Genomic DNA, 24,598 nt, shown 5'->3' on the forward strand with positions numbered 1-24,598 from the left:
CAATGAACCAATTACTTTCTGAAAGAATTTTAAACATGGCCACGTCTGCGACCCTAGCGATGGCGGCCAAAGCAAGAGAACTAAAAGCCGAAGGCAAAGACATTATAGGATTAAGTTTGGGAGAACCCGACTTTAATACGCCAGAATTCATTAAAGACGCTGCCAAAACAGCGATTGATGAAGACTATAACTCCTACACGCCTGTAGATGGATATGCGGAATTGAAGCAAGCCATTATCACCAAGTTCAAGCGTGACAATAATATTAGTTACCAACCTTCTCAAATCGTGGTTTCAACGGGGGCAAAACAATGTTTGGCCAATGTAGCATTGGTCATGCTCAACGAAGGAGACGAGGTGATTTTACCCTGCCCTTACTGGGTAAGCTATGCGGATATCGTGAAATTATCCGATGGGGTGCCCGTAGAAGTTGTAACCTCTATTGAGAACGACTTTAAAATGACACCTCAACAATTAGAAGCTGCCATTACGCCAAAAACAAAAATGATTTGGTTTAGTTCCCCTTGCAATCCTAGTGGATCTGTTTACAGCAAATCTGAATTGCGAGCACTGGCAGATGTGTTGAAAAATTATCCAAATATTTACATCGTTTCAGATGAAATATATGAGCATATCAATTTTGTTGGAGGCCATGCAAGTATGGCTGAATTTGAAGATATGTACGACAGAACTATTACCATTAACGGGGTTTCAAAAGCCTTTGCAATGACGGGATGGCGTATTGGATTTCTTGGAGCTCCAGAAGCAATTGCACGTGCGTGTAACAAAATGCAAGGACAAATTACAAGTGGTGCCAATTGTATTGCACAACGTGCCGTAATTACGGCCTTAGAAGCATCGCCTACGAAAGTTCAGTATATGATTGACGAATTTAAAGTACGTCGTGATTTAATTCTTGGATTATTAAAAGATATTGATGGGTTTACATGCAACACACCAGAAGGTGCTTTTTATGTATTTCCAGATGTAACTGCCTTTTTTGGTAAAACATTTAATGGTACGCTTATTAAAAATGCCACTGACTTTTCATTGTATTTATTAGAAGCTGCCTTGGTTGCGACCGTCACAGGAGATGCATTTGGAAACCCAAACTGTATCCGTATTTCGTATGCTGCGTCTCAAGATCAAATTATTGAAGCGGTCAATCGTATTAAAAAAGCAGTGAGCTAAATTTATTATTGAGTTAAGGATTAAATCGCTGCTATTTTATTGTTGATATACTAATTTGGACATTACCTTTTTTACTGACCTAGCCATACCGTGATCCGATACGTCCATCATCGTTACCTATTGTATAGATTCTGAATCAAGTTCAGAATGACAAGGTGGTGTTAGTTTTATCTGTTTCTCCAGAAGAAAGGGGTGAATAGAATAAGGACTGTAAATAATTCCAATCGACCTATAAGCATTAAGAAAGCAGCCCACCATTTTCCAGCAGCAGGCATTTCAAAAAAGTTATGAGATGGGCCAAACTCTCCGAGAGCGGGTCCAACGTTCCCTAAACTGGAGGCAGCAACACCAATAGCGGATTGAAAGTCGAGACCCAAAAGCGCAAACCCTAAAGATCCCACAATAAAGGATAACATATAGAGTATAAAAAACCCAAGCACATTAAACACGATTTCTCCTGAAACAGATTTGTTATTGTAGCGAACAGGCAAAATTGCACTTGGATGCAGAGAGCGTTTAAACTCTAAAAAACCATTTTTCAGAAGAATAAGGTGTCGAACTAATTTTACCCCCCCAGAAGTACTTCCGGCGGAACCTCCTAAAAACATCAAACCAAAGAAGAATACAAGCAAAAACGGTGCCCATAAGGTGTAATCTGCTGTTACAAATCCCGTAGTGGTGACAATCGCTACCACTTGAAAAAGTGCGTGTCTAAAAGAGCCTTCACCAATGCCCCAAACCATGGGATGGTCGAATACTGAAGTGCTATCTAAGAAAGAATTGTAATAAATAATTCCACCAACAATTAGTGTGAAAATTACTATAAATTTAAAATATAATTTGAATTCTTCGTCCCTTACAACTTTGCTTACATTTCCTTTGAATGCGAAATAACTCAGCACGAAATTGGTTCCCGCCAAAAACATGAATAGGATAATGATATACTGTATCATCGGCGAATCATTCCAATACGCCATACTTGCATTTTTGGTTGAAAACCCTCCTGTAGAGAGCGTACTCATAGAATGGTTAAGCGCATCAAAAAAGGACATGCCTGCTAGCGACAGAAACAAGGTTTCGGCGGCTGTATATCCAAAATAAATAAGCCACAATCGTTTGGCAGTATCCGTGATTCTAGGGTGCAATTTATCGGCACTCGGCCCAGGAGCTTCTGCTGCAAAAAGCTGCATCCCTCCGATTCCTAAAAGTGGTAAAATTGCAATGGCTAATACAATAATTCCCATCCCCCCGATCCAATGGGTTAAACTTCTCCAGAACAACACGCCTTTTGGAAGTGATTCTATATCATTTAATATGGTAGAACCCGTAGTGGTATACCCCGAAATCGTTTCGAAAATAGCATTTGTGAAATCTGGAATTGCGCCTGTAAACAGGTATGGAAGTGTTCCGGACAAGGTCATCACAATCCATCCGAAAGCGACTACCAAATACCCCTCACGTTTGTTCATTTCTTTGGTGTGATTCTTAGTACAAAGCATGGATAATACTCCAAACAGCAACACAGAAATACCTGCTAGAAATAAATTAAAAGTTGCACCATCTTTGTAACAAAAACTTAAGAGCGCTGCTAACAACATAAAGCCACCATTGAACAATAACAAGAGTCCAAAGAAGTGAAATATAATTTTATAATTGAGTTTCATCAGTGCAGGTTAATAAAAGTAACTCTCTATTTTTTTAATAGACTGAGGCAAGCAACAGACCACAACGCGGTCGCCAGAAACGATTTTGAAATCTCCTAAGGCGATAAACCCTTCTTCATTTCGGATCACGCCACCAATAATAGCGGATAAAGGAAATTCGATTTCTTTAATATATTTATCACATATTTTTGACGTTGGATTCACAACAAATTCGAGCAGCTCGGCTTCCATATTGCTCAATTTGGTCATCGCAACCACTTCGCCCCGACGGATATATCTAAAAATACTATTCGCTGCAAGGAGTTTTTTATTAATCAAGGTATCGACTCCAATAGAGTGCGAAAGCTCATAATAGTCCATATTCTCAACCAATGCAATGGTTTTTTTGATGCCCTTAGATTTGGCAACCAAACACGACATGATATTGGTCTCAGAATTTCCAGTCACGGAAATAAAAGCATCCATATCTTTAATGTTTTCTTCCTCTAAAAGCGCAACATTGCGTCCATCGCCATTAATCACTAAGGTATTTGGAAGCTGTTCCGCCAAATCAAAAGCCCTGTCTTTTAGTTTTTCAACGAGTTTAATATTGAAATTTTTAGAGAGATCACAAGCCGTTTTAAAGCCAATCTTACCCCCTCCTAAAATCATTATATCTTTAATTTCTGTTTTTTTCTTTCCTGTCAGTTTACACAACTCTTCATCTCCTCCTTTTGAGGTGATAAAAACAACACGATCTCCATCCTTAAAAACAGTATCTCCTCTAGGAATAATAGTTGAATGAGATCCAAATCGCTGAATGGCGATGGGTATAAAATGGATATCTGAAAGCAATTGTGCTGCAACCTTAACTGATTTATTTATGATTTTGGCATCTTTTGAAAGAGACAACCCAAGCATGGTCAAAGCCCCTTTTTCAAACTCATAGGTGTCATTAAACACAGACTGACTTAACAATAACTCAATTTCAGCAGCTGCGAGAGATTCAGGAGAAATAAGCTCGTCAATACCAAATTTGGTAAAACCAACCTCATCCTTATGGTTTATAAATTCTGGATTCGAAATTCGTGCAATGGTCCGTTTGGCACCCAACTGTTTTGCCAATACACAAGCTGTGATATTAGACGTTTCGGAAGAAGTTACGGATATAAATAAATCTGAATTTAGAATTCGAGCATCTTTCAATACAGAAATTGAAGTTGCATCGCCTTTAATTACTTTTATATCCAAATGAGTGTCTGCATAAGCGAGACTGTCTTTATTCAGATCTATAAGCGTGATTTCTTGTGATTCGTAAGATAAAAGCTTCGCTAAATGAAACCCGACTTCACCTGCGCCGGCTATAATAATTTTCATTAATTATCAATTAAAAAGATGCGCAAATATACGTTATTTTTAGGGATTTGTTTATGAATTGTATTTCTTTGCAGTGAAATTATTAAGAAAGGTCTCACCACATATGTCTGAAAAAATTACTCCTTATAAAGATAGCGCACTTGGCAAAAAACAGCAAATCGCTAAAATGTTTGACACAATTTCTAACGAATATGATGGCTTAAATAGGGTCATCTCTTTTGGAATTGATATTAAATGGCGAAATAAAGTGGTTCAACTTGTTGCTGAAACCCAGCCAAAAAATATTCTTGATATTGCAACGGGCACAGGGGATTTAGCGATTAATTTAACCAGAACAAATGCAACTCAAATTATCGGGTTGGATATTAGTGAAGGCATGCTAGACGTGGGTCGAAAAAAAATATTAAACAAAAAACTTCATAAAACCATTGATATGGTGGTTGGCGATTCTGAAAATCTACCTTTTGACGACAGCTCTTTTGACGCCATTACTGTTGCCTTTGGTGTTCGGAATTTTGAAAACTTAGAAATTGGATTGGCTGAAATTTTGAGGGTTTTGAAACCTGGTGGCATCTTTGTAGTTTTAGAAACATCCGTTCCTACAAAGTTTCCTTTTAAACAAGGCTACTATTTGCATTCAAACGTTTTGTTGCCACTTGTTGGGAAACTTTTTTCTAAGGACAAATCGGCCTATACTTACTTGAGTAAATCAGCTTCTAAATTTCCTTATGGAACTGCTTTTAACAATATTTTGAAGAAAACAGGGTTTATAAACTCGAAAGCCCTCCCACAAACATTTGGAGTTGCTACCATTTATACTGCAACAAAACAATAAGCATGAAGCACGTTTTATCACTCTTCTTTATTTTATGTTCAATTCAATTTGCAAACGCTCAACTTTTTAGTAAAGAACGTGTTCTGAATAACGAGAATTTTGACAAAGCCCGCTTGTCTTATGGTTACTATTTAGGGTTTAATGTGTATGATTATAATTTTGATTACCACACAGATGTCAAAGATATTCAAGTGCTTAAATCGACAGGATTTAATGTGGGACTTGTTGGAAACGTCCGAATCAATGATTATATCGACATTCGACTTGAACCGGGATTGGTGATTTCGAGGCGCGAATTAAACTACAGCCAAACCTATTTTACTGGGATTGCATTCGAAGATAAAGACCTCATTCGTGAAATTCAATCTACCTTTATTCACGTTCCGTTGTTAGTAAAATTTTCCTCCAAAAGAATCAACAATGTCAAACCATTTGTGGTTGCTGGAGTTTCAACGGCTTTGAACTTATCAAGTCAGCAAGACAATCCCGATGACAACAGTAAAAACGTTTTTAGAGTGACCAAAAATAATATGTATTATGAACTTGGTATTGGCATCGATCTCTACCTAACTTGGTTCAAATTTACGCCCTCCATACGAGGTGTCTTTTCTATGCAAGATGAATTAGTAAAAGATATCGACCCTAACAGCCGCTGGACGCGTAATATCGCACAAATGCAAACACGTGGCTTATTTATCAATTTTACCTTTCAGTAGATTTTCTTTTAAATTCACTCAAAATAATAGCCGCAGCATTCGCAACATTGAGACTTTCTGTCTGCTTTACTGTTCCAAATCTTGGAATGGAAAGACGCGTTTTCACCAAAGCTTCTACATCCTCAGAAATGCCATTGGCTTCATTTCCAAGAACAATCACTCCTGTGTTGGGTAAATGTTGTTCATAAATCGAATCTCCATCCATAAACGTTCCCATACAGTTTGAAGCGGCAGACAGGGTCTTTTTTAAATCCACATACGTAATATTAACCCGTGTGTGAGATCCCATACTTGCTTGTACAACTTTAGGATTATAGCAGTCAACAGTGGCTTCACTACAGACTAAATTTTCAATCCCAAACCAATCACAAAGGCGAATAATCGTTCCTAGATTTCCAGGATCATTAATATCATCAAGTGCTACGACAAGGCCTGACCAATCTACAGCAATTGGGGTTGGAATTTTGAAAGTCGCCAGTACTTTGTTGGGAGTACTGAATCCACTAATTTTTGCAAGTTCTTTGGAATCTACTTTGGTGAGCTTCTGATTGTATTGAGAAAAACGATCGTCTATAGAAAAAATAGCATCTAATTCGTAGTCGGAGTTTAAAAACTCTTCAACAACTTTGATCCCTTCCACAACAAACAACTGGTGTTGGGTTCGAAACTTTTTTTGCTTCAAACTCGTGATTAACTTTATTTGGCTTTTCGTTAACATCTAAAAAACGTACTTTTGATTATTATTAATTTAGACAGTAAAGCTAAATTTTATTTATTGATTGTTGAAGAAAACTCTGATAAAAATAATCGTTGTATTTGTAATGACTTGTTTTTTTACGGCATGTAATGTTGTAAAACGGGTTGAGGCTACCGATTATTTGTTGACTGAAAACAGTTTCTACATCAACGGTCAGAAGAAAAAATCAGAGGAACTCAACAATTTATCTTTTCAGAAAAAGAATGCTGCACTGCTTGGAATTCCCTTGCGATTGCATATTTATAATTTAGCACGCCCCCACAAAGATTCGCTCTTTGAGGCTTGGCTTCAAAAAAATCCCAAACGAAAACAACGTTTAATTTCTAAACTTTCAGAAAAACAACTCAATCAGTTAAAAACCTCATCGCTAGGGTTAAATCGATGGTTGAAAAATACGGGGGAAGCACCTATACTTTTAGATTCTTTAAAAATAAATAAAACGAAACTAAACTTAGAACGCTATTATTTTGCAAATGGGTGGTTTGACAGAACTGTTGATTTCAAAGTGGATACTGTCGGATTAAAAAGAGCTGCATTAAGGTTTGAGATCGAGACTGGAACCCCTTATGAAATTGGAGAAATTTCGGAACGGATTGACTCCCCAGTAATCGATACTTTATATGCGAATTTAAAATCAGGTTCTTATCTAAAAACAGGTGAGCAATTTAAAATATCAAATTTTGACAACGAACGAAGCCGTCTGACCACGGCATTTAGAAACTCAGGAGCTTACCATTTTGCAGAAGAATATATCCGCTACGAAAATGACACGATTGGAATAAAAAATAAGGTAAATGTTAAGATGAAAATTCAGGATCGGATTATTCGAAATGACGATTCCATTGTACGTGTGCCGTTTCAAACCTACCGAATTAAAGCTGTGAATATTTATACGGATGCTACTTTTGAAAACCGTTCAAAAACTGTTTCAGATTCTGTAAGTTACAACAACTATAATGTGTATGCTTATAAAAAATTAAAGTACAAACCTGAAGCGTTAACCGATGCCGTACTGATCACAAAAGGGAGTGTGTTTAAAGACTTGGACCGCGCACGCACCTATCGCTACCTGAACGAACTAAGAACGTTTAAATACCCTAACATTGAATATGTAGAAAACCCACAAGATACCACGCTGACTGCTAATATTTATTTAACCCCAAAGGAAAAGTACGGTTTAGGGTTTGATGTGAGTGTTTCACAAAGTAACATACAAAAAGTAGGACTATCCTTTACGACGGGCGTTGTCATTCGCAATATTTTTAAAGGAGCAGAAACCCTTCAAATTTCGGCATTGGGAGCTATTGGAGCATCAAAAGATGGTGCAAGTGCAGAGGATGGTTTTTTTGATATAAATGAGCTTGGAGCTGACATCAAAATAAATATTCCTCGTTTGTTTTTTCCGCTGAATACCGACAAAATTATTCCAAAATATATGTCTCCTAGTACACAAATTAGTACAGGATTTACAGGACAAACAAATATTGGTTTGGACAAACAAACTTTTAATAGTGTTTTTAGTTATAAGTGGTTTCCGTCGGAAAAAGTCACAAACACACTTGATTTAGTCAACTTACAATACGTGAGAAACCTGAATCCAACCAACTATTTTAGCGTGTATCAAAACTCCTTCAATCGGCTTCAATCCATTGCTCTTGAATCCTATACAACCCCAAACGAATTTTTGAGTACTAACAGCAATGGACAACAATCTTTAATTGAATCGCGCGCGGATGAATTTATCAATTTAGTGAATTCTGATCTTGCATATAAAACCTCCAACCCTAATGAATATCAAACGGTTCGGAACATTCAGGAACGAAAAAGCCGATTGGTTCAAGACAACTTTATTCTGGCAAGTAATTTTAATTATGTTCGAAACAGCCGAGAAAACCCTTTCGATACTGATTTCTCAATTTTTAGAGTAAAATTTGAACTCGCTGGAAATTTGCTTTATACCGCATCAAAATTATTGAATCTTGAAAACAATTCGGAAGGTGCATATAAAGTAAGTGGTGTTCCTTTTTCTCAGTATATTAAATCCGAAATAGACCATATTAAACTTTGGGATTTAGGCCGTAGTAATGTGTTGGCTTTACGCAGCTTTTTTGGAATCGCAATCCCCTTAGGAAATGCGACAAGCATCCCGTTTTCTAAAAGTTTTTTTGCAGGAGGTTCCAACGACAACAGAGCATGGACGGCTTATAATTTGGGCCCTGGAAGTTCTGACAATAACAATGAGTTTAACGAAGCAAATATGAAACTTGCTTTTAGCTTGGAGTACCGTTACAACTTATTTGGAAATCTGAATGGTGCCTTTTTTATGGATGCTGGAAACATTTGGAATGTCTTAGATGATGTCACAGACACCAAGGCTACTTTTGACAACCTTAAATCTTTAGAAGATATTGCGATAGGTGCAGGAATCGGATTGCGTTACGATTTTAGTTTTTTCATACTAAGGTTTGATACCGGCTTTAAAGCCTATGAACCTACTTTTGGAGATCAAAATCGTTGGTTAAATAACTTCAATTTTAGCAATGCCGTTTACAACATTGGGATCAATTATCCGTTTTAGAAATTCCAGATTAGCTATATCGTTTTCGTATAATAATCGGCTAATCACATCCAATAAACTTTCCGAAATTATTTAAAATCACTACTTTTACGGCTACAACAAAAACAATCAAAATGAGTCACAACATTAAACCAGGCGTTGCTACAGGACGCGAAGTTCAAGAGATTTTTAAACTTGCTAAAGAAAAAGGATTCGCCCTTCCAGCGGTGAATGTTATTGGCTCAAACACAATTAACGGTGTTCTTGAAACTGCAAAAGAATTAAATGCTCCCGTAATTATTCAGTTTTCTAATGGCGGTGGACAATTTAATGCCGGAAAAGGTCTTTCTAACGAAGGTCAAAAAGCAGCAATTGCAGGATCCATTGCAGGTGCTAAACACATCCATGAAATGGCGTTAGCTTATGGCGTTCCTGTCATTTTACACACGGATCACTGTTCGAAAAAATTATTACCTTGGATTGATGGTTTATTAGATGCGAGTGAAGTTCATTTTGCACAAACTGGCAAATCATTATACAGCTCTCACATGATTGATTTATCTGAAGAGCCGATTGAAGAAAATATCGAAATCTGTAAAACTTATTTAGAGCGCATGTCCAAAATGGGGATGACACTTGAAATTGAATTAGGAATTACAGGTGGTGAAGAGGATGGAGTTGACAACAGTGATGTTGATGTTTCAAAATTATATACTCAACCCGAAGAAGTTGCTTATGCTTATGAAGAGCTTAGTAAAGTGAGTGATCAGTTTACGATTGCGGCTGCTTTTGGAAATGTGCACGGTGTGTACAAGCCCGGTAATGTAAAATTAACTCCGAAAATTCTTAAGAATTCTCAAGAGCACATTACTGAAAAGTATGGTGTTTCAGAAAACCATATTGACTTCGTATTTCATGGTGGATCTGGATCAACTGTCGAAGAAATCAGAGAAGGAATTTCGTATGGTGTGATCAAAATGAATATCGATACAGATATGCAATACGCATTTATGACTGGAATTCGTGACGATTTCAAAGCAAACGAAGCTTATTTAGCAGCACAAATCGGAAATCCTGACGGTAGTGATGTTCCAAATAAAAAATATTATGACCCGAGACGTTGGTTACGTGAAGGTGAAAAAGCATTCATCGCTAGACTTAAAAAAGCATTTGAGGATTTAAATAATGTCGATACATTATAAAATTTGTGTAGTTTTGTACTTTAATTTTACCGTTTAGACACTAATATATGGCTTGGTTCAAAAGAAAAGACAAAGGAATTCAAACACCTACAGAGGCAAAACGTGACACACCCAAAGGGCTTTGGTACAAATCCCCTACTGGTAAAGTCATTGAGACGGACGAATTAGAAAGAAATTTCTACATCAGTCCAGAAGATGGTTACCACGTACGCATAGGAAGTAATGAATACTTTGAGATGCTTTTTGATGATAATACATTCAAAGAGTTGGATCCGAATATTACTTCCAAAGACCCTTTAAAGTTTGTAGATAACAAGGCTTATACAGATCGCCTGAAGGCTGCGCAAGCAAAAACAAACCTTAAAGATGCTGTACGAACGGCTGTTGGAAAATCCAAAGGGAAAGAGCTGGTCATCGCTTGTATGGACTTTAGTTTTATTGGAGGCTCAATGGGATCTGTTGTTGGAGAAAAAATTGCTCGTGCTGCGGATCATGCGCTTCACAACAATTTACCTTTCATGATTATTTCTAAATCTGGAGGTGCTCGAATGATGGAAGCTGCTTTATCGTTAATGCAACTGGCTAAAACTTCTGCGAAACTCGCACAACTCGCCGATGCGAATATTCCTTATATTTCTCTATGTACCGACCCCACTACTGGTGGAACGACGGCTTCATTTGCAATGTTAGGCGATATTAATATTAGCGAACCTGGAGCGCTCATTGGTTTTGCAGGCCCTCGTGTGGTTAGAGACACTACTGGTAAAGAATTGCCAGATGGATTTCAAACGGCCGAATTTGTAAAGGAACATGGATTTTTAGATTTCATCACTCCGCGTAGTGAACTAAAAAATAAAGTGAACCAGTACATTGATTTAATTTCAAATCAACCCCTTAGAGCTTAAGTAAACAAAGTATAAAAATCATAGATGCAATAATTATAATACCTTTGTTGCATCATTACTTTAAATATTATTAACCAAAATAACCAATACGATGAAAACTTTTACAAAAATTAGTATGTTACTGCTTGCAATGATTACAATTTTCTCTTGCAACAAATTAGATGAATTAACAGAGTTTGATATTACCCAAGATTTTTCCACAGCTGTTAATGTGAATGTTGTTGAAGATTCCGCTGGAGCTGCTCAAACTTGGTCGCAGTCCTCAACAATCAACCTAGCAACAAATGATGAAATTCAATCAAATTTAGATTTGATTCAAGATGTTAAGCTTAACTCTTTAACGTTTAAAGTTATTAATTTCACAGGCGTAGAAGGTGCGATTGCGACAGAAGCTTCTATAAGCTTTGGCGATACTGTAATTGCAGTTGCTGACATCACCCTTGAAGACAGTACGACTATTTACTCTATTGGAAGTTCTTCAGAACTAAATGCAATTGCAAACGATTTAAAAAACGCGACTCAAATTTCAGCAACGGTAAGCGGTACTGTGACAAGTACACCCGTACAATTTGATGTTTTCATATCTCTAGATGTGACGACCACTATTGATGTCTTGTAATTAGACGTTTTATCACAAGCATAAAAAACGAGCCTTTGGGTTCGTTTTTTTTGGATTAAAGTCACTAACTAAAGTCCATTGATGCACCGAAATAAAAAATAAAACGACAAGGCTTAAATAAGCGAAAATCACTATATTTGCAACTTAATTACGATAGACGTAGTTAACGCATAAAAATTATTTAAATAATATTGGAATGTATTTAACGAAAGAAGCTAAAGAGAAACTCTTTAAAAAACACGGAAAAGATGCCAAAGACACGGGATCTTCAGAAGGACAAATTGCACTATTCACAGAAAGAATCAATCACTTAACTGAGCATTTAAAACAAAATCGTAAAGATTACAACACAGAACGCTCATTAGTTAAACTAGTTGGAAAACGTCGCTCATTATTAGACTACTTAATGAAGTCAGATATCTTGAGATATCGTGCGATCGTCAAAGAATTAGGATTAAGAAAATAAGATTACAAACCACGCTTTATGCGTGGTTTTTTAAGTTTTAACACTTTTATAGTTCATAAATAATAGAAGAAGCTAATTAGAGTTTTTCATTGGTCACACCACACAACGACAACAACACAACACCAATGTTTAATTAGAACAAAAAATTATGATACCAAAAGTATTTAAAGAGGTCATTGACCTCGGCGATGGAAGAGAAATCTCTATCGAAACGGGCAAGCTCGCAAAGCAAGCCCACGGATCCGTAGTCGTACAAATGGGGAAAGCCATGTTGTTATGTACTGTGGTCTCAAACTACAAACAATCGGATGTCAACTTTTTACCTTTAACGGTAGATTATCGCGAAAAATTTGCAGCAGCAGGTCGTTATCCAGGTGGATTCTTCAAAAGAGAAGCACGCCCTAGTGATGGAGAAGTTTTAACGATGCGTTTAGTGGATCGTGTATTACGTCCATTATTCCCTAAAGATTACCACGCAGAAACACAAGTAATGATTCAGTTGATGTCTCATGACGAAGATGTGATGCCCGATGCTCTTGCAGGTTTAGCGGCATCTGCAGCCATTCAATTAAGTGATTTCCCATTCGAATGTCCAATTTCTGAAGTACGTGTTGCTCGTGTAAATGGTGAATTCGTAATCAACCCAAGCCGTGCACAATTGGTAGATTCTGATCTTGAAATGATGATCGGTGCCTCTGCAGATTCTGTGATGATGGTAGAAGGTGAAATGGATGAAGTTTCTGAAGAAGAAATGGCAGACGCTATTAAGTTTGCACATGAAGCTATTAAGATTCAAGTTGCTGCGCAAGTACGTCTTGCTGAAGCATTTGGAAAGAAAGAAGTTCGTGAATATGATACTGCTGAAGTCAATGAAGACTTAGAGCAACGTATTCATGCTTTAGCGTATGACAAATGTTATGCGATTGCTAAAAAAGGAACTTCAAAAGCAGAACGTAGCACTGCATTTGCTGAAGTTAAAGAAGATGTGAAAGCTTCTTTTACTGAAGAAGAAAATGAAGAATTTGGTCACTTGGTTAGCGGATACTACAGTAAAGCTGAAAAAGAAGCCGTACGTGAATTAACACTGAGTGAAGGTGTTCGTTTGGATGGACGTCAAACAGATGAAATTAGACCAATTTGGTGTGAGATCGATTACTTACCTTCTACACACGGTTCTGCAATCTTCACACGTGGAGAAACGCAAGCATTAGCAACAGTAACTCTTGGAACTTCCAGAGATTCAAACAAAATTGATATGCCTTCTTATGAAGGTGAAGAGAATTTTTATTTACACTACAACTTCCCTCCTTTCTGTACGGGTGAAGCAAGACCTTTAAGAGGAACTTCGCGTCGTGAAGTAGGACATGGAAATCTTGCACAAAGAGGCTTAAAAGGAATGATCCCTGCGGATTGTCCTTATACCGTTCGTGTGGTTTCTGAAGTATTAGAATCAAACGGATCGTCTTCTATGGCAACTGTTTGTGCAGGTACAATGGCATTGATGGATGCAGGGGTTAAAATTGCAAGACCAGTATCTGGAATCGCGATGGGATTAATTTCTGACGGCGACCGCTATGCTGTATTATCTGATATTTTAGGGGATGAAGATCACTTAGGAGATATGGATTTTAAAGTGACTGGTACTTCCGAAGGAATTACAGCCTGTCAAATGGATATTAAAATCAAAGGATTGCCTTACGAAATTCTTGTAAATGCTTTGAAACAAGCACGTGCAGGTCGTTTACATATTCTTGATAAAATAACAGAAACAATTGCTACTCCAGCGGAAGATGTGAAACCACACTCTCCAAAAATGGTAACAAGAGTGATTCCAAATGAATTTATTGGAGCACTTATTGGACCTGGTGGAAAAGTAATACAAGAACTTCAAAAAACAACAGGAACTACCATTGTAATCAATGAAGATCCTGTAACAGAAGAAGGAATTGTTGAAATTCTTGGAACAGATCAAGATGGTATTGATGCTGTTTTAACAAAAATTGATTCCTTGATGTTCAAACCAACTGTAGGAGAATCGTACCAAGTTAAAGTGATTAAAATGCTTGACTTTGGAGCGGTTGTAGAATATATGGATGCACCAGGAAACGAAGTGTTACTTCACGTAAGTGAGTTGGCATGGGAACGTACTGAAAACGTATCTGATGTTGTGAATATGGGTGATATTTTTGATGTGAAGTATTTTGGACAAGATCCAAGAACACGAAAAGAAAAAGTATCGCGTAAAGCTTTGTTAGAAAAACCAGAAGGGTATGTTGCAAGACCACCAAGAGATGATAAACGTTCTGGTGGACGTGACAATCGCGGACGTGATAACAGACGCTAATACACATTAAGTTTTAACTTAATCAAATCAAAAAACCGTTTTTAATTTAAAAACGGTTTTTTTTGTAACATTTAGTCTCTAATGCACGTATAACCTAATGATACACCCATTAACCAATTTAAAAACAAATCCTTTTAAATGAGACAGCTAAAAATTACCAAGCAGGTTACCAATAGAGAAACTGCGTCCCTAGATAAATACCTTCAAGAAATTGGAAAAGTTGATTTAATTACAGCCGATGAAGAAGTAGAATTGGCACAGCGTATTAAAGCGGGGGATCAAATTGCTTTGGAGAAATTAACCAAAGCCAACTTACGTTTCGTTGTATCGGTTGCCAAGCAATATCAAAATCAAGGTTTGACGCTTCCCGATTTAATTAATGAAGGAAATTTAGGATTGATCAAAGCCGCTCAACGTTTTGATGAAACGAGAGGATTTAAGTTTATCTCTTATGCGGTTTGGTGGATTCGTCAATCGATCTTACAAGCTTTAGCAGAACAGTCTCGTATTGTTCGTTTGCCTTTGAATAAAATTGGTTCGATCAATAAAATAAATAAAACCTATGCGTTTCTTGAGCAATCTCATGAACGTCCACCGAGTGCTGAAGAAATTGCGAAGGAATTAGACATGACGATTAACGATGTTAAGGAGTCTATGAAAAATTCTGGGCGTCACGTATCCATGGATGCACCTTTAGTCGAAGGAGAGGATTCTAACTTATACGATGTATTGCGTAGTGGGGAGTCTCCAAATCCAGACAGAGACTTATTACATGAATCTTTACGTACGGAAATTGAACGTGCCTTAGAAACGCTTACTCCAAGAGAAGCGGATGTCATTCGATTGTATTTTGGACTCGGAAATCAACACCCTATGACTTTAGAAGAAATAGGCGAAACATTTGACCTGACTCGTGAACGTGTTCGTCAAATAAAAGAAAAAGCCATTCGTCGTTTGAAGCATACCTCGAGAAGTAAAATTTTAAAAACCTATTTAGGTTAATAACAAAACCCCTGCCAATTGGTAGGGGTTTATTTTTTATATTATTTTTGTAATTCAAATACCGAACACATGAGCACAACCAAAATTGCACCTTCTATTTTAGCAGCCGACTTCGCCAACCTTCAAAGAGATATTGAAATGGTTAATTCTAGTGAAGCCGATTGGTTTCATATTGATATTATGGACGGGGTATTTGTGCCCAACATTTCTTTTGGAATGCCCGTTTTAAAAGCGATTACACAACATGCTAAAAAAACCGTTGATGTGCATTTGATGATTGTGGATCCCGATCGTTATATCAAAACCTTTGCCGACTTAGGAAGTGATGTCCTCAGCGTGCATTACGAAGCCTGTACGCATCTTCACAGAACCCTTCAGGCAATCAAAGCAGAAGGCATGAAAGCTGGTGTGGCATTAAATCCACATACGAACATCAATGTTTTGGAAGACACGATTAATGATATTGACTTGGTATGCATCATGAGTGTCAACCCTGGTTTTGGTGGTCAAAGTTTTATAGAGAATACATACGAAAAAGTAAAACAACTCAAAGCGCTTATTAAGGCAAAAGGGGCATCTACCCTCATAGAAATTGATGGAGGCGTGACATCAGCGAATGCCAAAGCACTTAAAGACGCTGGCGCCGATGTATTAGTTGCTGGAAGTTTTGTATTTAAAAGCTCAGAACCTGCAAACACCATTAAAGCGTTAAAAGTATTGACAGCCTCATAGTTTTCAGTTAACTGTCTATATCCCCGTATCCATAATTGTATCCATAGTTATAATTATACCCGTACGATCTATTTTCTTTCACACCATTAATAACGTAACTCATATTTATAAGACGTTTTGTTTTACTTAAATCTACAGAGAAAGGTATTAACTTTCTGTCGGTATGATTCGCCCGAATGGCACATATAGTCGCATCGGCAAGGTGAGCTACCAATAAAGTATCCGTTACTAAAATGGTAGGCGCTAAATCGACAATCACATAATCATAAACTAACTTGGCTTCTTTAATGAGGGTTTCAAAATTGCCATTGGCTAATAAATGAGCAGGATTGGGAGGAATCGCCCCAGAAAACAAAACTTCATGATTCGGTTGTTGTTCAAATACCTTCATGGTCATCGGTTTCCAGTCTAGTGTTGGATCTATTAAATAATTGGACAAGCCTGTTTGGTTTTTATTGATATTTGCGTAGGTATGTAATTGGGGATTTCTTAAATCCGCCCCTATCAATAAGACCTTTTTATTTAGACTCGCCATTGCAAGGGAAAAGTTTAAACTAATAAATGTCTTTCCTTCTCCTTTGACGGTAGAGGTACAAAAAACCACTTTTCCTCCCCCATCAGAAGGTAGGAAGAAATTCATGTTAGTGGTCAAAATTCGGAAGGATTCCGCTAAGACAGAACGGTCATTTGGGTTCGAGAATACCGTATTTGACCCACTTGTAATTTGCGGAATTTCTGCAATGACAGGAACGTCACTGGCCAGATTGTCAATATCAAGTTTATTATGAACTTTGGTGTCGAATAAAAAAATGACATAAATAATTCCGAAAGGCAGCAACAAACCTAACAATAGAGCTCCCAAATATATCATTTGAGGCTTAGGGGATATCGGAGATCCATCAGAAATACTATACTCAACAACCTTTAAGGTAGGTTCTGTCACTCCTAAATTAACAGATGCTTCCTCTTTTTTTTGTAATAAAAAAATAAAGAGTTTTTCCTTAATGCTTTGTTGGCGTTCAATGGCTCGTAATTGTAGCTCTTTTTCTGGAATTCTAGATACCTTGGTTTGAAAAGTTTGGTTCCGGCGGCTCAATTGATCTTTTGTAAGGTTTAGTTGATTTACATAAGCAGAAATTGAGTTATTAATATTCATTTTAAAATCCTTTAAGTTCACCTCTAGCAACTGCACTGTAGGGTTGTTGACTCCTGCACTACTAATTAGTTTTTGACGGTCCAAGACCATTTTATTATAATCTTTAAGCAAAGCAATGATCGTTACGTTTTCAATTCCAATATTAGCGGGTAAAAGTTCATGAGTATTCGTAGATTTTGAAAGTGATTCTTTTACGAGGTTTGAAGTTGCGATTTGATTTTCAATTTGAAACAGCTGTTCATTCGATTGTGCCCGTTGTTGTAAACTTTCAATTCCATCTGTTGACACATCCACCAAGCGATGATCAATCTTATAATTCTTTTTATAACTTTCAATGGAGTCTAATTCCATGGATAAATTGATAAAACGTTCATCAACAAAATCAATGGTTCGTTTCCAAATCAATTGACGGTCCAAAATATCATCTAAATTGAATACATCAATTAGGGTATTTAAAATTCGCTCAGAATTTAAAACATTTTGCCCTACAATACGTAAACTTAAGAGGTCGCTTTGCTCCCCTATTGGATCAATTTTAATTTTACTCTTCAAATTCAATATGGCCAATTTTTCTGGAACCAAAAGAATTTCAAAAGTTCTCTCCATTAGTTGACTTTTATTAAATTCAGAAGACCACTTTAAGTCAAACGGAAGTTGGTGCTCAGACTTGGTGGTATCAAATTCTGGAAAACTGAATTCGAGCCCCCTATTTTCGTCCGTAATTTTAAACCCTAATTCTTCTACAGAAATAAAAAACTGAGTTGGTTCGGTAATACTATCAAGAGAACGGCTGAGTTCAAAATTAAATGGTAAATTGGCCAACGGTACCGATTTTACACGCCCTTTTTCGAAAAATTGAGCATATAACTCCAACCGATTTACAACACGGTTCAAGAGCGGATATGATGTTAATATTTCAATTTCATTTTCTAGATTAATACTGGATCTATTTAAGATTAACGCACTCGTTGGAAGTTCAAGGCCACTGTTTTCATCTAAAATTTTAATTTTAGCGTGGGTGTTATACACTTTAGGTGCATACCTGAGATAGATAAAACTACCTATTAGGAGCGTCACTAAACTACAAATAAACCATGGCCAATAGCGGAGATATTTAAAAAACTCATATTTGATATTGAATTTGGAAGTGTCTTCCGTTTCAAAGGAAGTCTGAGGAGAAGCTTGCATATAATTAACGTGTTAAAAGAATAATAGAACTTAAAAGAACCGAAACTACAGTAATGGCGGTTCCGACATTGCCTACAAATCCAGCTGATTTTACCCTGGGGTTATTGGGATCAATAATAATGACATCATTAGGATAAATATAATAACTATTGGAGTTCATCCAATCTGATGCTGTCAAATCAATATGAAAAATGGTGCGTTCTTGATCCATTTCTCTAATCAATTTAATGTTGTTTCTTTTACCGTTAATGGTTAAATCTCCCGCCAAACCAATGGCTTGAAGAAGGGTTAATTTAGATTCGGTGAAACTATAAGTCCCAGGACGCCCCACTTCGCCTAAAACAGTAAATTTAGCATTAAGTAGACGAACATTTACTACAGGATTGACAAGGTGACCTTCCACTTCTAAACGTTGTTTAATGGTAGTAGCCAATTGAAAAGGGGTTTTATTTTGAACCGACAAAGTCCCTAGTTGTGGGAATTCAATAGTTAGGGTTTCGGAAACCTCATACCCTTCAAGGCGCATTAACTCCAAATTAGAGACGCTTCCCTCAGAAGCAGTCGCTTTATTATAAGGAATGGCCGCTGATGGTTCTAAAGCACTTACTGTAATTTTTAGAATGTCATTGGCTTGAATTGTAGGCGTTTCAAAATGTAATTCTGTATGGTTGGCTTGATCAATGTCTTGGACATAAAGAATGTCTTTTTTACTGCTACAGGATTGTATAAGTAAAAAAGCAATCAATAGTCTCAAAAATGTGGATTTCATAATGTTATGTGTTAGGGATTATTTTGGTAAAGTTTTAGTAATTACATCTAGCATGGTTCTTGCTAATTTATTTCTGTCAAATTGTTGGAGCATCTCATTACAGTTTAATTCAAAGTCTGGGGTTTTATAGGCTTGTATTTCCTCTAAAGCTTCAAGAAAAGAGGACTGGTTTTCTGGGATGTAACTCACACCAACATTGTAGTGTTCAATAAGTTCTTTTGCTTCCCCCTCGACCCCTAAAAGAATTGGTTTGTACAACGCTATGTTTTCAAATATTTTAGAAGAAATTACTGTTTTGAATGTGTCAGAACGTTTTAAATTAACTAACGCAACATCAGATAGATTGATGTATTTTGAGATTTCTTTCTTAGAAACGAATGGTAAAAAAGTGACATTTTGGAGGTTTAATCCCGCAGCAACATCCATTAGATGTTGTTTTTCTGAACCATCTCCTTGCAGTATAAAATGTATTTTAGGATCTTTAATCGTTTTTGCACAATTCAAAATGAAATCTAAGGCGTGAGCCATGCCATGAGTTCCTATGTATGAAACTATGAACTTTCCGGTTAGACGGAGGTTTTCAAGTAATTGAGTGTCTTTTTTGGAAGGCGAAAAGTTGGAGCGAATAACACCATTTTTAATAATAAAAATCTTTGAAGAATCTACATTAAAAAACTGGATATACTTTTTAAATTGATCTGTTACTACTACAATTAAACTTGAAGACTGGTAAAGTTTTATTTCAATTTTCCTTAAAAACTTAAATGCCAAATCTTGACGTTTCATGGCTCCAACAGCTACAATAGATTCAGGCCATAGATCACGGACTTCCATTACCCAAGGCTTTCGTTTTACAAAGGACAAACAACGAGCAGAAATCACAGTGAAAAACTGAGGACTTGTCCCTATTATCAGATCACATTTTTGAAAACATCCCAACCAAAAAGACATAAAAGCATAGCTCATAAAATCAAAGATACGCTTAACAAAACCTGTATTCGGACACATATATGACCATACTCTAATCACATGAATTCCATCAATAATTTCTTTTTGGTAAAGTTTATTTTGATAGCCTTTATAGATCTCTCCTTTTGGAAAATTAGGAAAACACGTAATAACGGTGACCTCAGCGCCTTGTTTCACCCATTCAGCACAATGCTCATAAGTTCGTGTTGCAGGGGCATTTACCTCAGGAGGAAAGTTATCTGTTAAAAATAAAATTCTCATTCTATTAGGATCGATGTTTTTAATTGTTTGTTAAAAATAACCTCAATACATGTAGAATTAATGCGCTTATTAAACTCAGGGGCAAATTCAAATATTTTAGTGTTTATGGAAATTGCATTTTCAAAACAAATGCTGTGTTTGTTGTTAATTTTAAAGCCGTTATCGGTTGCCTTAAAATTAACTTCGGGATGAAAATGAAAGTACGCTTTCGCATTTTTTGGGGTTCCTGATAAATCATCAATGATTGAGATTTTATGAGGGTTCCAAGCCCAAGCCCTTTTATGGAGAACTCCCAAATTTAAGTATCCATCGTGGGATGCTTGTATTGATTGCTCTAATTCATTTTCAATGGTCACCTTGGCTCGTTTCGCTACTCTAAAGCCACTCCAAACCACACTGCTACTTATATTATTGACCACTACCGAATTATGTGCTTCTGTTGAACGCTCTTTAGCTCTAATATCTCCCACATTATAAGTTGAAATTCCTGTATCAACAAAAACAGGTGTATTGTTTATATATAATTCAAAATTAAAGGTGTCTGCATGGGCATGACCTGGCTGATAGGACGCTCCTATTTGACCAACATCCATTAATAATTCAAAATTTGATGCTTTAACCATCCGATACCCTGATGCTGACAATTTCATATGAGCACTCGATATTTGAAGTTTTTCACAATAGCTAAAAAGCGAATTAGAATCTGGGGAAATTTTATTAACGGAATCGTTTACCAAGGGAATCTCTCCATTAGTGTAGGTTATATTTTCAAGCCAACTAAGCATTTGAGATGCTTTCTGTATGAGTAATGGGTACAAATCAATTGCAAATTTATTAGGGTTGAGTTTAGATAAGTGTATGCAATCTAAAACTCTATAAAGCATTAATTGATGGTACATTGGAGATAATTCAAAGTGCCCACCATCTGTTAAAATTTGTTCCTCTAATTCTTTTTTTAGGAGATGTTTAGCAATTTTGAAATACCTAGAATTATTGAACAAATGTGCTGAAAACCAAAGTGCAAAAGCATTTTCTAAGAGATGGTTTCCAAGCAGATGATATTCAAGGTTATTGCAAAGTCTTTGAGCGTCTGCCTGAATCACTCCAAAAATACACGGATCTTCTATTTGATGTCTTGATATAAATTTTATCCAATTGATAAGCCTCAATGCTGTTGGATACGATTCTTTACCATCAATTACAGATGGATAAGTATCAATAAACTCGTGTATTAGTTTTACTCCCTCTTCTTTTGATAAGGCTTCTTGATTCAGAAAATCAAAATAGTTGAGATTATAGAGCCATAATTTTTTATAGGTTGAAAGGTTCCAATTAATTTTATTCTCGAAAGAGTGTTCAATATTTATGAACTTAAATGTATTATTCCTTAGATAGGTTTTAGGATTATAGAGTCCGTCTATCCATTTAATTTTCATCCATTCGCTTATCGGTTTGGGTTTTTTATTGTTTTGGATAAAAAGAGATTTAAAGCGGTACCATAGTTGATAATAGATCTGAATAAATCTTAATTTTCGAACTGTATGAAATAATAAAGGTATGTTTATAATCATAATATGTAAACATCTTCTCTCATCTCTTTTTGTATAACGATATACCTTTTAGCAGTTGCACCTATTATGTTCATCTCGATTATAAAACCTGGTGCTTCCAATCTAACTAACTTTGTGAAATTATTTTAGTTTAAAAAAATCCGCAAAAACCTTATCAATATCATACGAGCCTACACTTTTAACAGCACCCTTTTCAAGTTGTTTTAAAAAAGGTAAGTTTTCTATTAGTTTCCTCATGGCTTCTGATAAACTTTCATGGTTTTTCGGAGAAATCAAAATTCCATTAATATTGTGATGTATAATTTCTTTGTTATGATTCCAATCACTAGCAATCACAGGAAGAGCCGAAATAAATGCATCAATCAACACTCCAGCATAGCCTTCACTTTTCCAAAAAGTGGGAAAAAGCATAGCATTATACTGAGACAGTATTTCATAATTATTTAGGTTTTGCAACTGTAAGAATCCTTTATATTTGATATTTTCAACTTTTGAAATTAGAGTTTTAAAAATGGCTTCATATCCTGTTTCAACACTATCATCAAAATTACCATAAAAAGAAACCTCAAACCGTTTTTGAAACCCTTCCAAGTTTAGCTGTTTTACAGCCTCAATAATTAAGTTTATCCCTTTTGTAGGTGTAATTCTAGAAAGAAATACAAATTTTATAATACTGTAATTTTTATCAATAACAAGTTTTGGAATATATTTGATATTTGATATTTGAGTCACATTATTTAATCCCAAGCGCCCCAGTCCATCGACCATTTGGTTAGATTCCGGATAAATAGCTTTAAGAGATCTAAAAAGTGCTAACTGATTTTGATTTTTTTCGAGCCATTTGTGAAAGATCCCCCCAACTACAAAAAAATAAATGTTGTTTTTTGAAGAGACCCTAAATAGCTTGAAAATTTTTAATAAACTCAGAGTACTTTGATAGGACAGGGAAAGATATATTTGTTGATTTTTTGAAAACAAAACATATTTTATAAGCTGAAAACCAATACTTAAAAATCGTTTTTTCCATTGGTGGGTGTCAATAATATCGGCATTGATATTGTTTCTGAAAAAGTAATTTACAATTTGTTGGTTTTTAGCTTCTTCACCTCCTCTAGCTATTTTATTTAGATTAATTCCTGCTATAAATATCATTGAACTTTAATTAAAATTAAAAAACACCCCATACAATATCCATGTACACTGCAGCATATAAAATTGGAGCTAACAGCGTAATTATCATAAGGGCCAAATACTCTGTTTTATATCCAATACATGTTTTTAAATACATTGGCATGAGTAAGCATATTCCTAAATAATCTGAAAATCGACTTAAACGTCCTGCTACTAATGAGGTATCAAAATAAGCAATATTAATCGCAGCTCCATAAAGGATAATAGCGAGCATCAGCAACAAAAACTTACGTTCCTTTAATTTGTCATTCAAAAAATACAATACAGGGGACTTATAGGTTTTCCTTAAGACCTGAAATGCCATTACAGGATATATCAAAATGGATAATAGGGCTGTTAGTCTCACGGCTCTTTCGTCCTCGTTTATAAGGTGTTCAATTTTTACTGAAATAACATCGCTAGAAGGTAAAAAACTCAATAGTGAGGCTAGTTCATTAGTATATGATCTAAGTGCTAGCATCACAAAAATTAAAACAAATGCCGATGATATGATTATTTTTAATCCCAAATAATAATCTGTAAAAGTTTCAAATCTTAACACGGAAAAAATTCCTAAAAACAAGAGTGTCATTAAAATATACTGTGAATGTAAATTGAAGCCCAAGAAAGAGAATAGTACCGCAAAAAAAATAGCTTTTTTCTTATTTGGATTTAATAAACTAAAAAAACCTAGCGCTACTAAAAAGTAAGACAGTGACGATCTTAATAAAAAATAAAAAATAGTAGGGAAAATAACTGGCAAAATCATGATCCAAAAAAAATATTTATAATCAACGTTAAAGCTTCTTAGCATGAAAACAGAAATGGCCACGCAGAGCAAAAAATTAAATATCAAGTAAAATGAAAAATCCAAGTTAGAATAGGCTGAAACCAAAGAACTATACCACAAATAAAACGGTTCGGAATCAATTTGAGCAGCAGTGTTTACCCATGGAAACGCCTCAATCTTAAAGGCGTTAATGTAGGTGGTTTGATATCCCAAATAATCAGGTCCAAAATAACCGATGGATGGCAAATAGTACAAGAAAAATACACATCCTATAATTATAAAATAAATAGCCCGCTTCTTATTTATAAAAAATAAAAAAACAGAAATTAATGTGAAAACATAAAAATACTCCATTAGTAAGGCAGGTTCTTAAATGTCA

At 35.9% G+C, this 24,598-nt stretch carries 20 protein-coding genes; 11 read left to right on the top strand and 9 right to left on the bottom strand.

The genetic code is table 11. The features are described from left to right. Positions 1-2 precede the first annotated feature (2 nt). Positions 3-1,190, top strand: coding sequence for a pyridoxal phosphate-dependent aminotransferase (locus FORMB_RS03040; protein WP_069676051.1), 1,188 nt, complete (start codon positions 3-5; stop codon positions 1,188-1,190). A 167-nt stretch (positions 1,191-1,357) separates the two neighbouring features. Here the strand turns inward: FORMB_RS03040 and FORMB_RS03045 are convergent, their stop codons facing one another. Both FORMB_RS03045 and trkA read right to left on the bottom strand, forming a co-directional pair. Beyond that, on the bottom strand, positions 1,358-2,854 hold the full coding sequence (locus FORMB_RS03045; protein ID WP_069676052.1) for a TrkH family potassium uptake protein: 1,497 nt from the start codon (positions 2,852-2,854) through the stop codon (positions 1,358-1,360). A 9-nt stretch (positions 2,855-2,863) separates the two neighbouring features. Next, positions 2,864-4,210 (bottom strand): Trk system potassium transporter TrkA, encoded by a 1,347-nt coding sequence (trkA, locus tag FORMB_RS03050; protein ID WP_069676053.1) that lies wholly within the window; start codon positions 4,208-4,210, stop codon positions 2,864-2,866. 103 nt (positions 4,211-4,313) lie between these two features. Between trkA and ubiE the strand changes: the two genes are divergently transcribed. Together ubiE and porT are read left to right on the top strand one after the other, a co-directional pair. Continuing rightward, on the top strand, positions 4,314-5,045 hold the full coding sequence (ubiE, locus tag FORMB_RS03055; protein WP_069676054.1) for a bifunctional demethylmenaquinone methyltransferase/2-methoxy-6-polyprenyl-1,4-benzoquinol methylase UbiE: 732 nt from the start codon (positions 4,314-4,316) through the stop codon (positions 5,043-5,045). Positions 5,046-5,047: 2 nt separating this feature from the next. Beyond that, positions 5,048-5,761, top strand: a complete 714-nt coding sequence (gene porT / locus FORMB_RS03060; protein ID WP_069676055.1) for a type IX secretion/gliding motility protein PorT/SprT — start codon at positions 5,048-5,050, stop codon at positions 5,759-5,761. On the opposite strand, the gene FORMB_RS03065 is transcribed toward porT, so the two are convergent. Continuing rightward, positions 5,748-6,479 carry a TrmH family RNA methyltransferase gene (locus FORMB_RS03065; RefSeq protein WP_069676056.1) on the bottom strand — a complete coding sequence of 244 codons (732 nt, stop codon included), beginning with the start codon at positions 6,477-6,479 and terminating at the stop codon, positions 5,748-5,750. The genes porT and FORMB_RS03065 overlap by 14 nt on opposite strands. 103 nt (positions 6,480-6,582) lie before the next feature. Between FORMB_RS03065 and tamL the strand changes: the two genes are divergently transcribed. The 8 genes from tamL (at position 6,583) to rpe (ending at position 16,345) form a co-directional block, all read left to right on the top strand. Then, positions 6,583-9,096 (top strand): translocation and assembly module lipoprotein TamL, encoded by a 2,514-nt coding sequence (gene tamL / locus FORMB_RS03070; protein WP_083243895.1) that lies wholly within the window; start codon positions 6,583-6,585, stop codon positions 9,094-9,096. Positions 9,097-9,209: 113 nt separating this feature from the next. After that, positions 9,210-10,277 carry a class II fructose-bisphosphate aldolase gene (fbaA, locus tag FORMB_RS03075; RefSeq protein WP_069676057.1) on the top strand — a complete coding sequence of 356 codons (1,068 nt, stop codon included), beginning with the start codon at positions 9,210-9,212 and terminating at the stop codon, positions 10,275-10,277. A 47-nt stretch (positions 10,278-10,324) separates the two neighbouring features. Beyond that, the gene (accD, locus tag FORMB_RS03080; protein ID WP_069676058.1) at positions 10,325-11,182 is read left to right on the top strand and encodes an acetyl-CoA carboxylase, carboxyltransferase subunit beta; all 858 of its coding nucleotides are present in this window, start codon (positions 10,325-10,327) and stop codon (positions 11,180-11,182) included. A 91-nt stretch (positions 11,183-11,273) separates the two neighbouring features. Continuing rightward, positions 11,274-11,801: a hypothetical protein gene (locus FORMB_RS03085; RefSeq protein ID WP_069676059.1), complete on the top strand. Its 528-nt coding sequence runs from the start codon at positions 11,274-11,276 to the stop codon at positions 11,799-11,801. A 196-nt stretch (positions 11,802-11,997) separates the two neighbouring features. Next, the gene (rpsO, locus tag FORMB_RS03090; RefSeq protein WP_069676060.1) at positions 11,998-12,267 is read left to right on the top strand and encodes a 30S ribosomal protein S15; all 270 of its coding nucleotides are present in this window, start codon (positions 11,998-12,000) and stop codon (positions 12,265-12,267) included. A 148-nt stretch (positions 12,268-12,415) separates the two neighbouring features. Further along, positions 12,416-14,611 (top strand): polyribonucleotide nucleotidyltransferase, encoded by a 2,196-nt coding sequence (locus FORMB_RS03095; protein WP_069676061.1) that lies wholly within the window; start codon positions 12,416-12,418, stop codon positions 14,609-14,611. Positions 14,612-14,749: 138 nt separating this feature from the next. Continuing rightward, positions 14,750-15,613, top strand: coding sequence for a sigma-70 family RNA polymerase sigma factor (locus FORMB_RS03100; RefSeq protein ID WP_069676062.1), 864 nt, complete (start codon positions 14,750-14,752; stop codon positions 15,611-15,613). A gap of 69 nt (positions 15,614-15,682) precedes the next feature. Next, positions 15,683-16,345, top strand: a complete 663-nt coding sequence (gene rpe / locus FORMB_RS03105) for a ribulose-phosphate 3-epimerase (RefSeq protein ID WP_069676063.1) — start codon at positions 15,683-15,685, stop codon at positions 16,343-16,345. A 7-nt stretch (positions 16,346-16,352) separates the two neighbouring features. On the opposite strand, the gene FORMB_RS03110 is transcribed toward rpe, so the two are convergent. From FORMB_RS03110 to FORMB_RS13320, 6 genes are all read right to left on the bottom strand, one after another. Next, positions 16,353-18,689, bottom strand: a complete 2,337-nt coding sequence (locus tag FORMB_RS03110) for a GumC family protein (protein ID WP_069676064.1) — start codon at positions 18,687-18,689, stop codon at positions 16,353-16,355. A 4-nt stretch (positions 18,690-18,693) separates the two neighbouring features. After that, positions 18,694-19,458 carry a polysaccharide biosynthesis/export family protein gene (locus tag FORMB_RS03115; RefSeq protein WP_069676065.1) on the bottom strand — a complete coding sequence of 255 codons (765 nt, stop codon included), beginning with the start codon at positions 19,456-19,458 and terminating at the stop codon, positions 18,694-18,696. A gap of 18 nt (positions 19,459-19,476) precedes the next feature. Continuing rightward, positions 19,477-20,688 (bottom strand): glycosyltransferase family 4 protein, encoded by a 1,212-nt coding sequence (locus tag FORMB_RS03120; RefSeq protein ID WP_069676066.1) that lies wholly within the window; start codon positions 20,686-20,688, stop codon positions 19,477-19,479. Continuing rightward, entirely contained in the window at positions 20,685-22,124 is a 1,440-nt protein-coding gene (locus tag FORMB_RS03125) for an alginate lyase family protein (RefSeq protein WP_197493490.1), read from the bottom strand. Before FORMB_RS03125 ends, FORMB_RS03120 begins: the two co-directional genes overlap by 4 nt. 255 nt (positions 22,125-22,379) lie before the next feature. Beyond that, the gene (locus tag FORMB_RS03130) at positions 22,380-23,411 is read right to left on the bottom strand and encodes a glycosyltransferase (RefSeq protein ID WP_069676067.1); all 1,032 of its coding nucleotides are present in this window, start codon (positions 23,409-23,411) and stop codon (positions 22,380-22,382) included. A 16-nt stretch (positions 23,412-23,427) separates the two neighbouring features. Beyond that, entirely contained in the window at positions 23,428-24,573 is a 1,146-nt protein-coding gene (locus FORMB_RS13320; protein ID WP_069676068.1) for an EpsG family protein, read from the bottom strand. Positions 24,574-24,598 lie beyond the last annotated feature (25 nt).

This window comes from Formosa sp. Hel1_33_131 (assembly GCF_001735745.1).
In the GTDB taxonomy this organism is placed as follows: domain Bacteria; phylum Bacteroidota; class Bacteroidia; order Flavobacteriales; family Flavobacteriaceae; genus Hel1-33-131.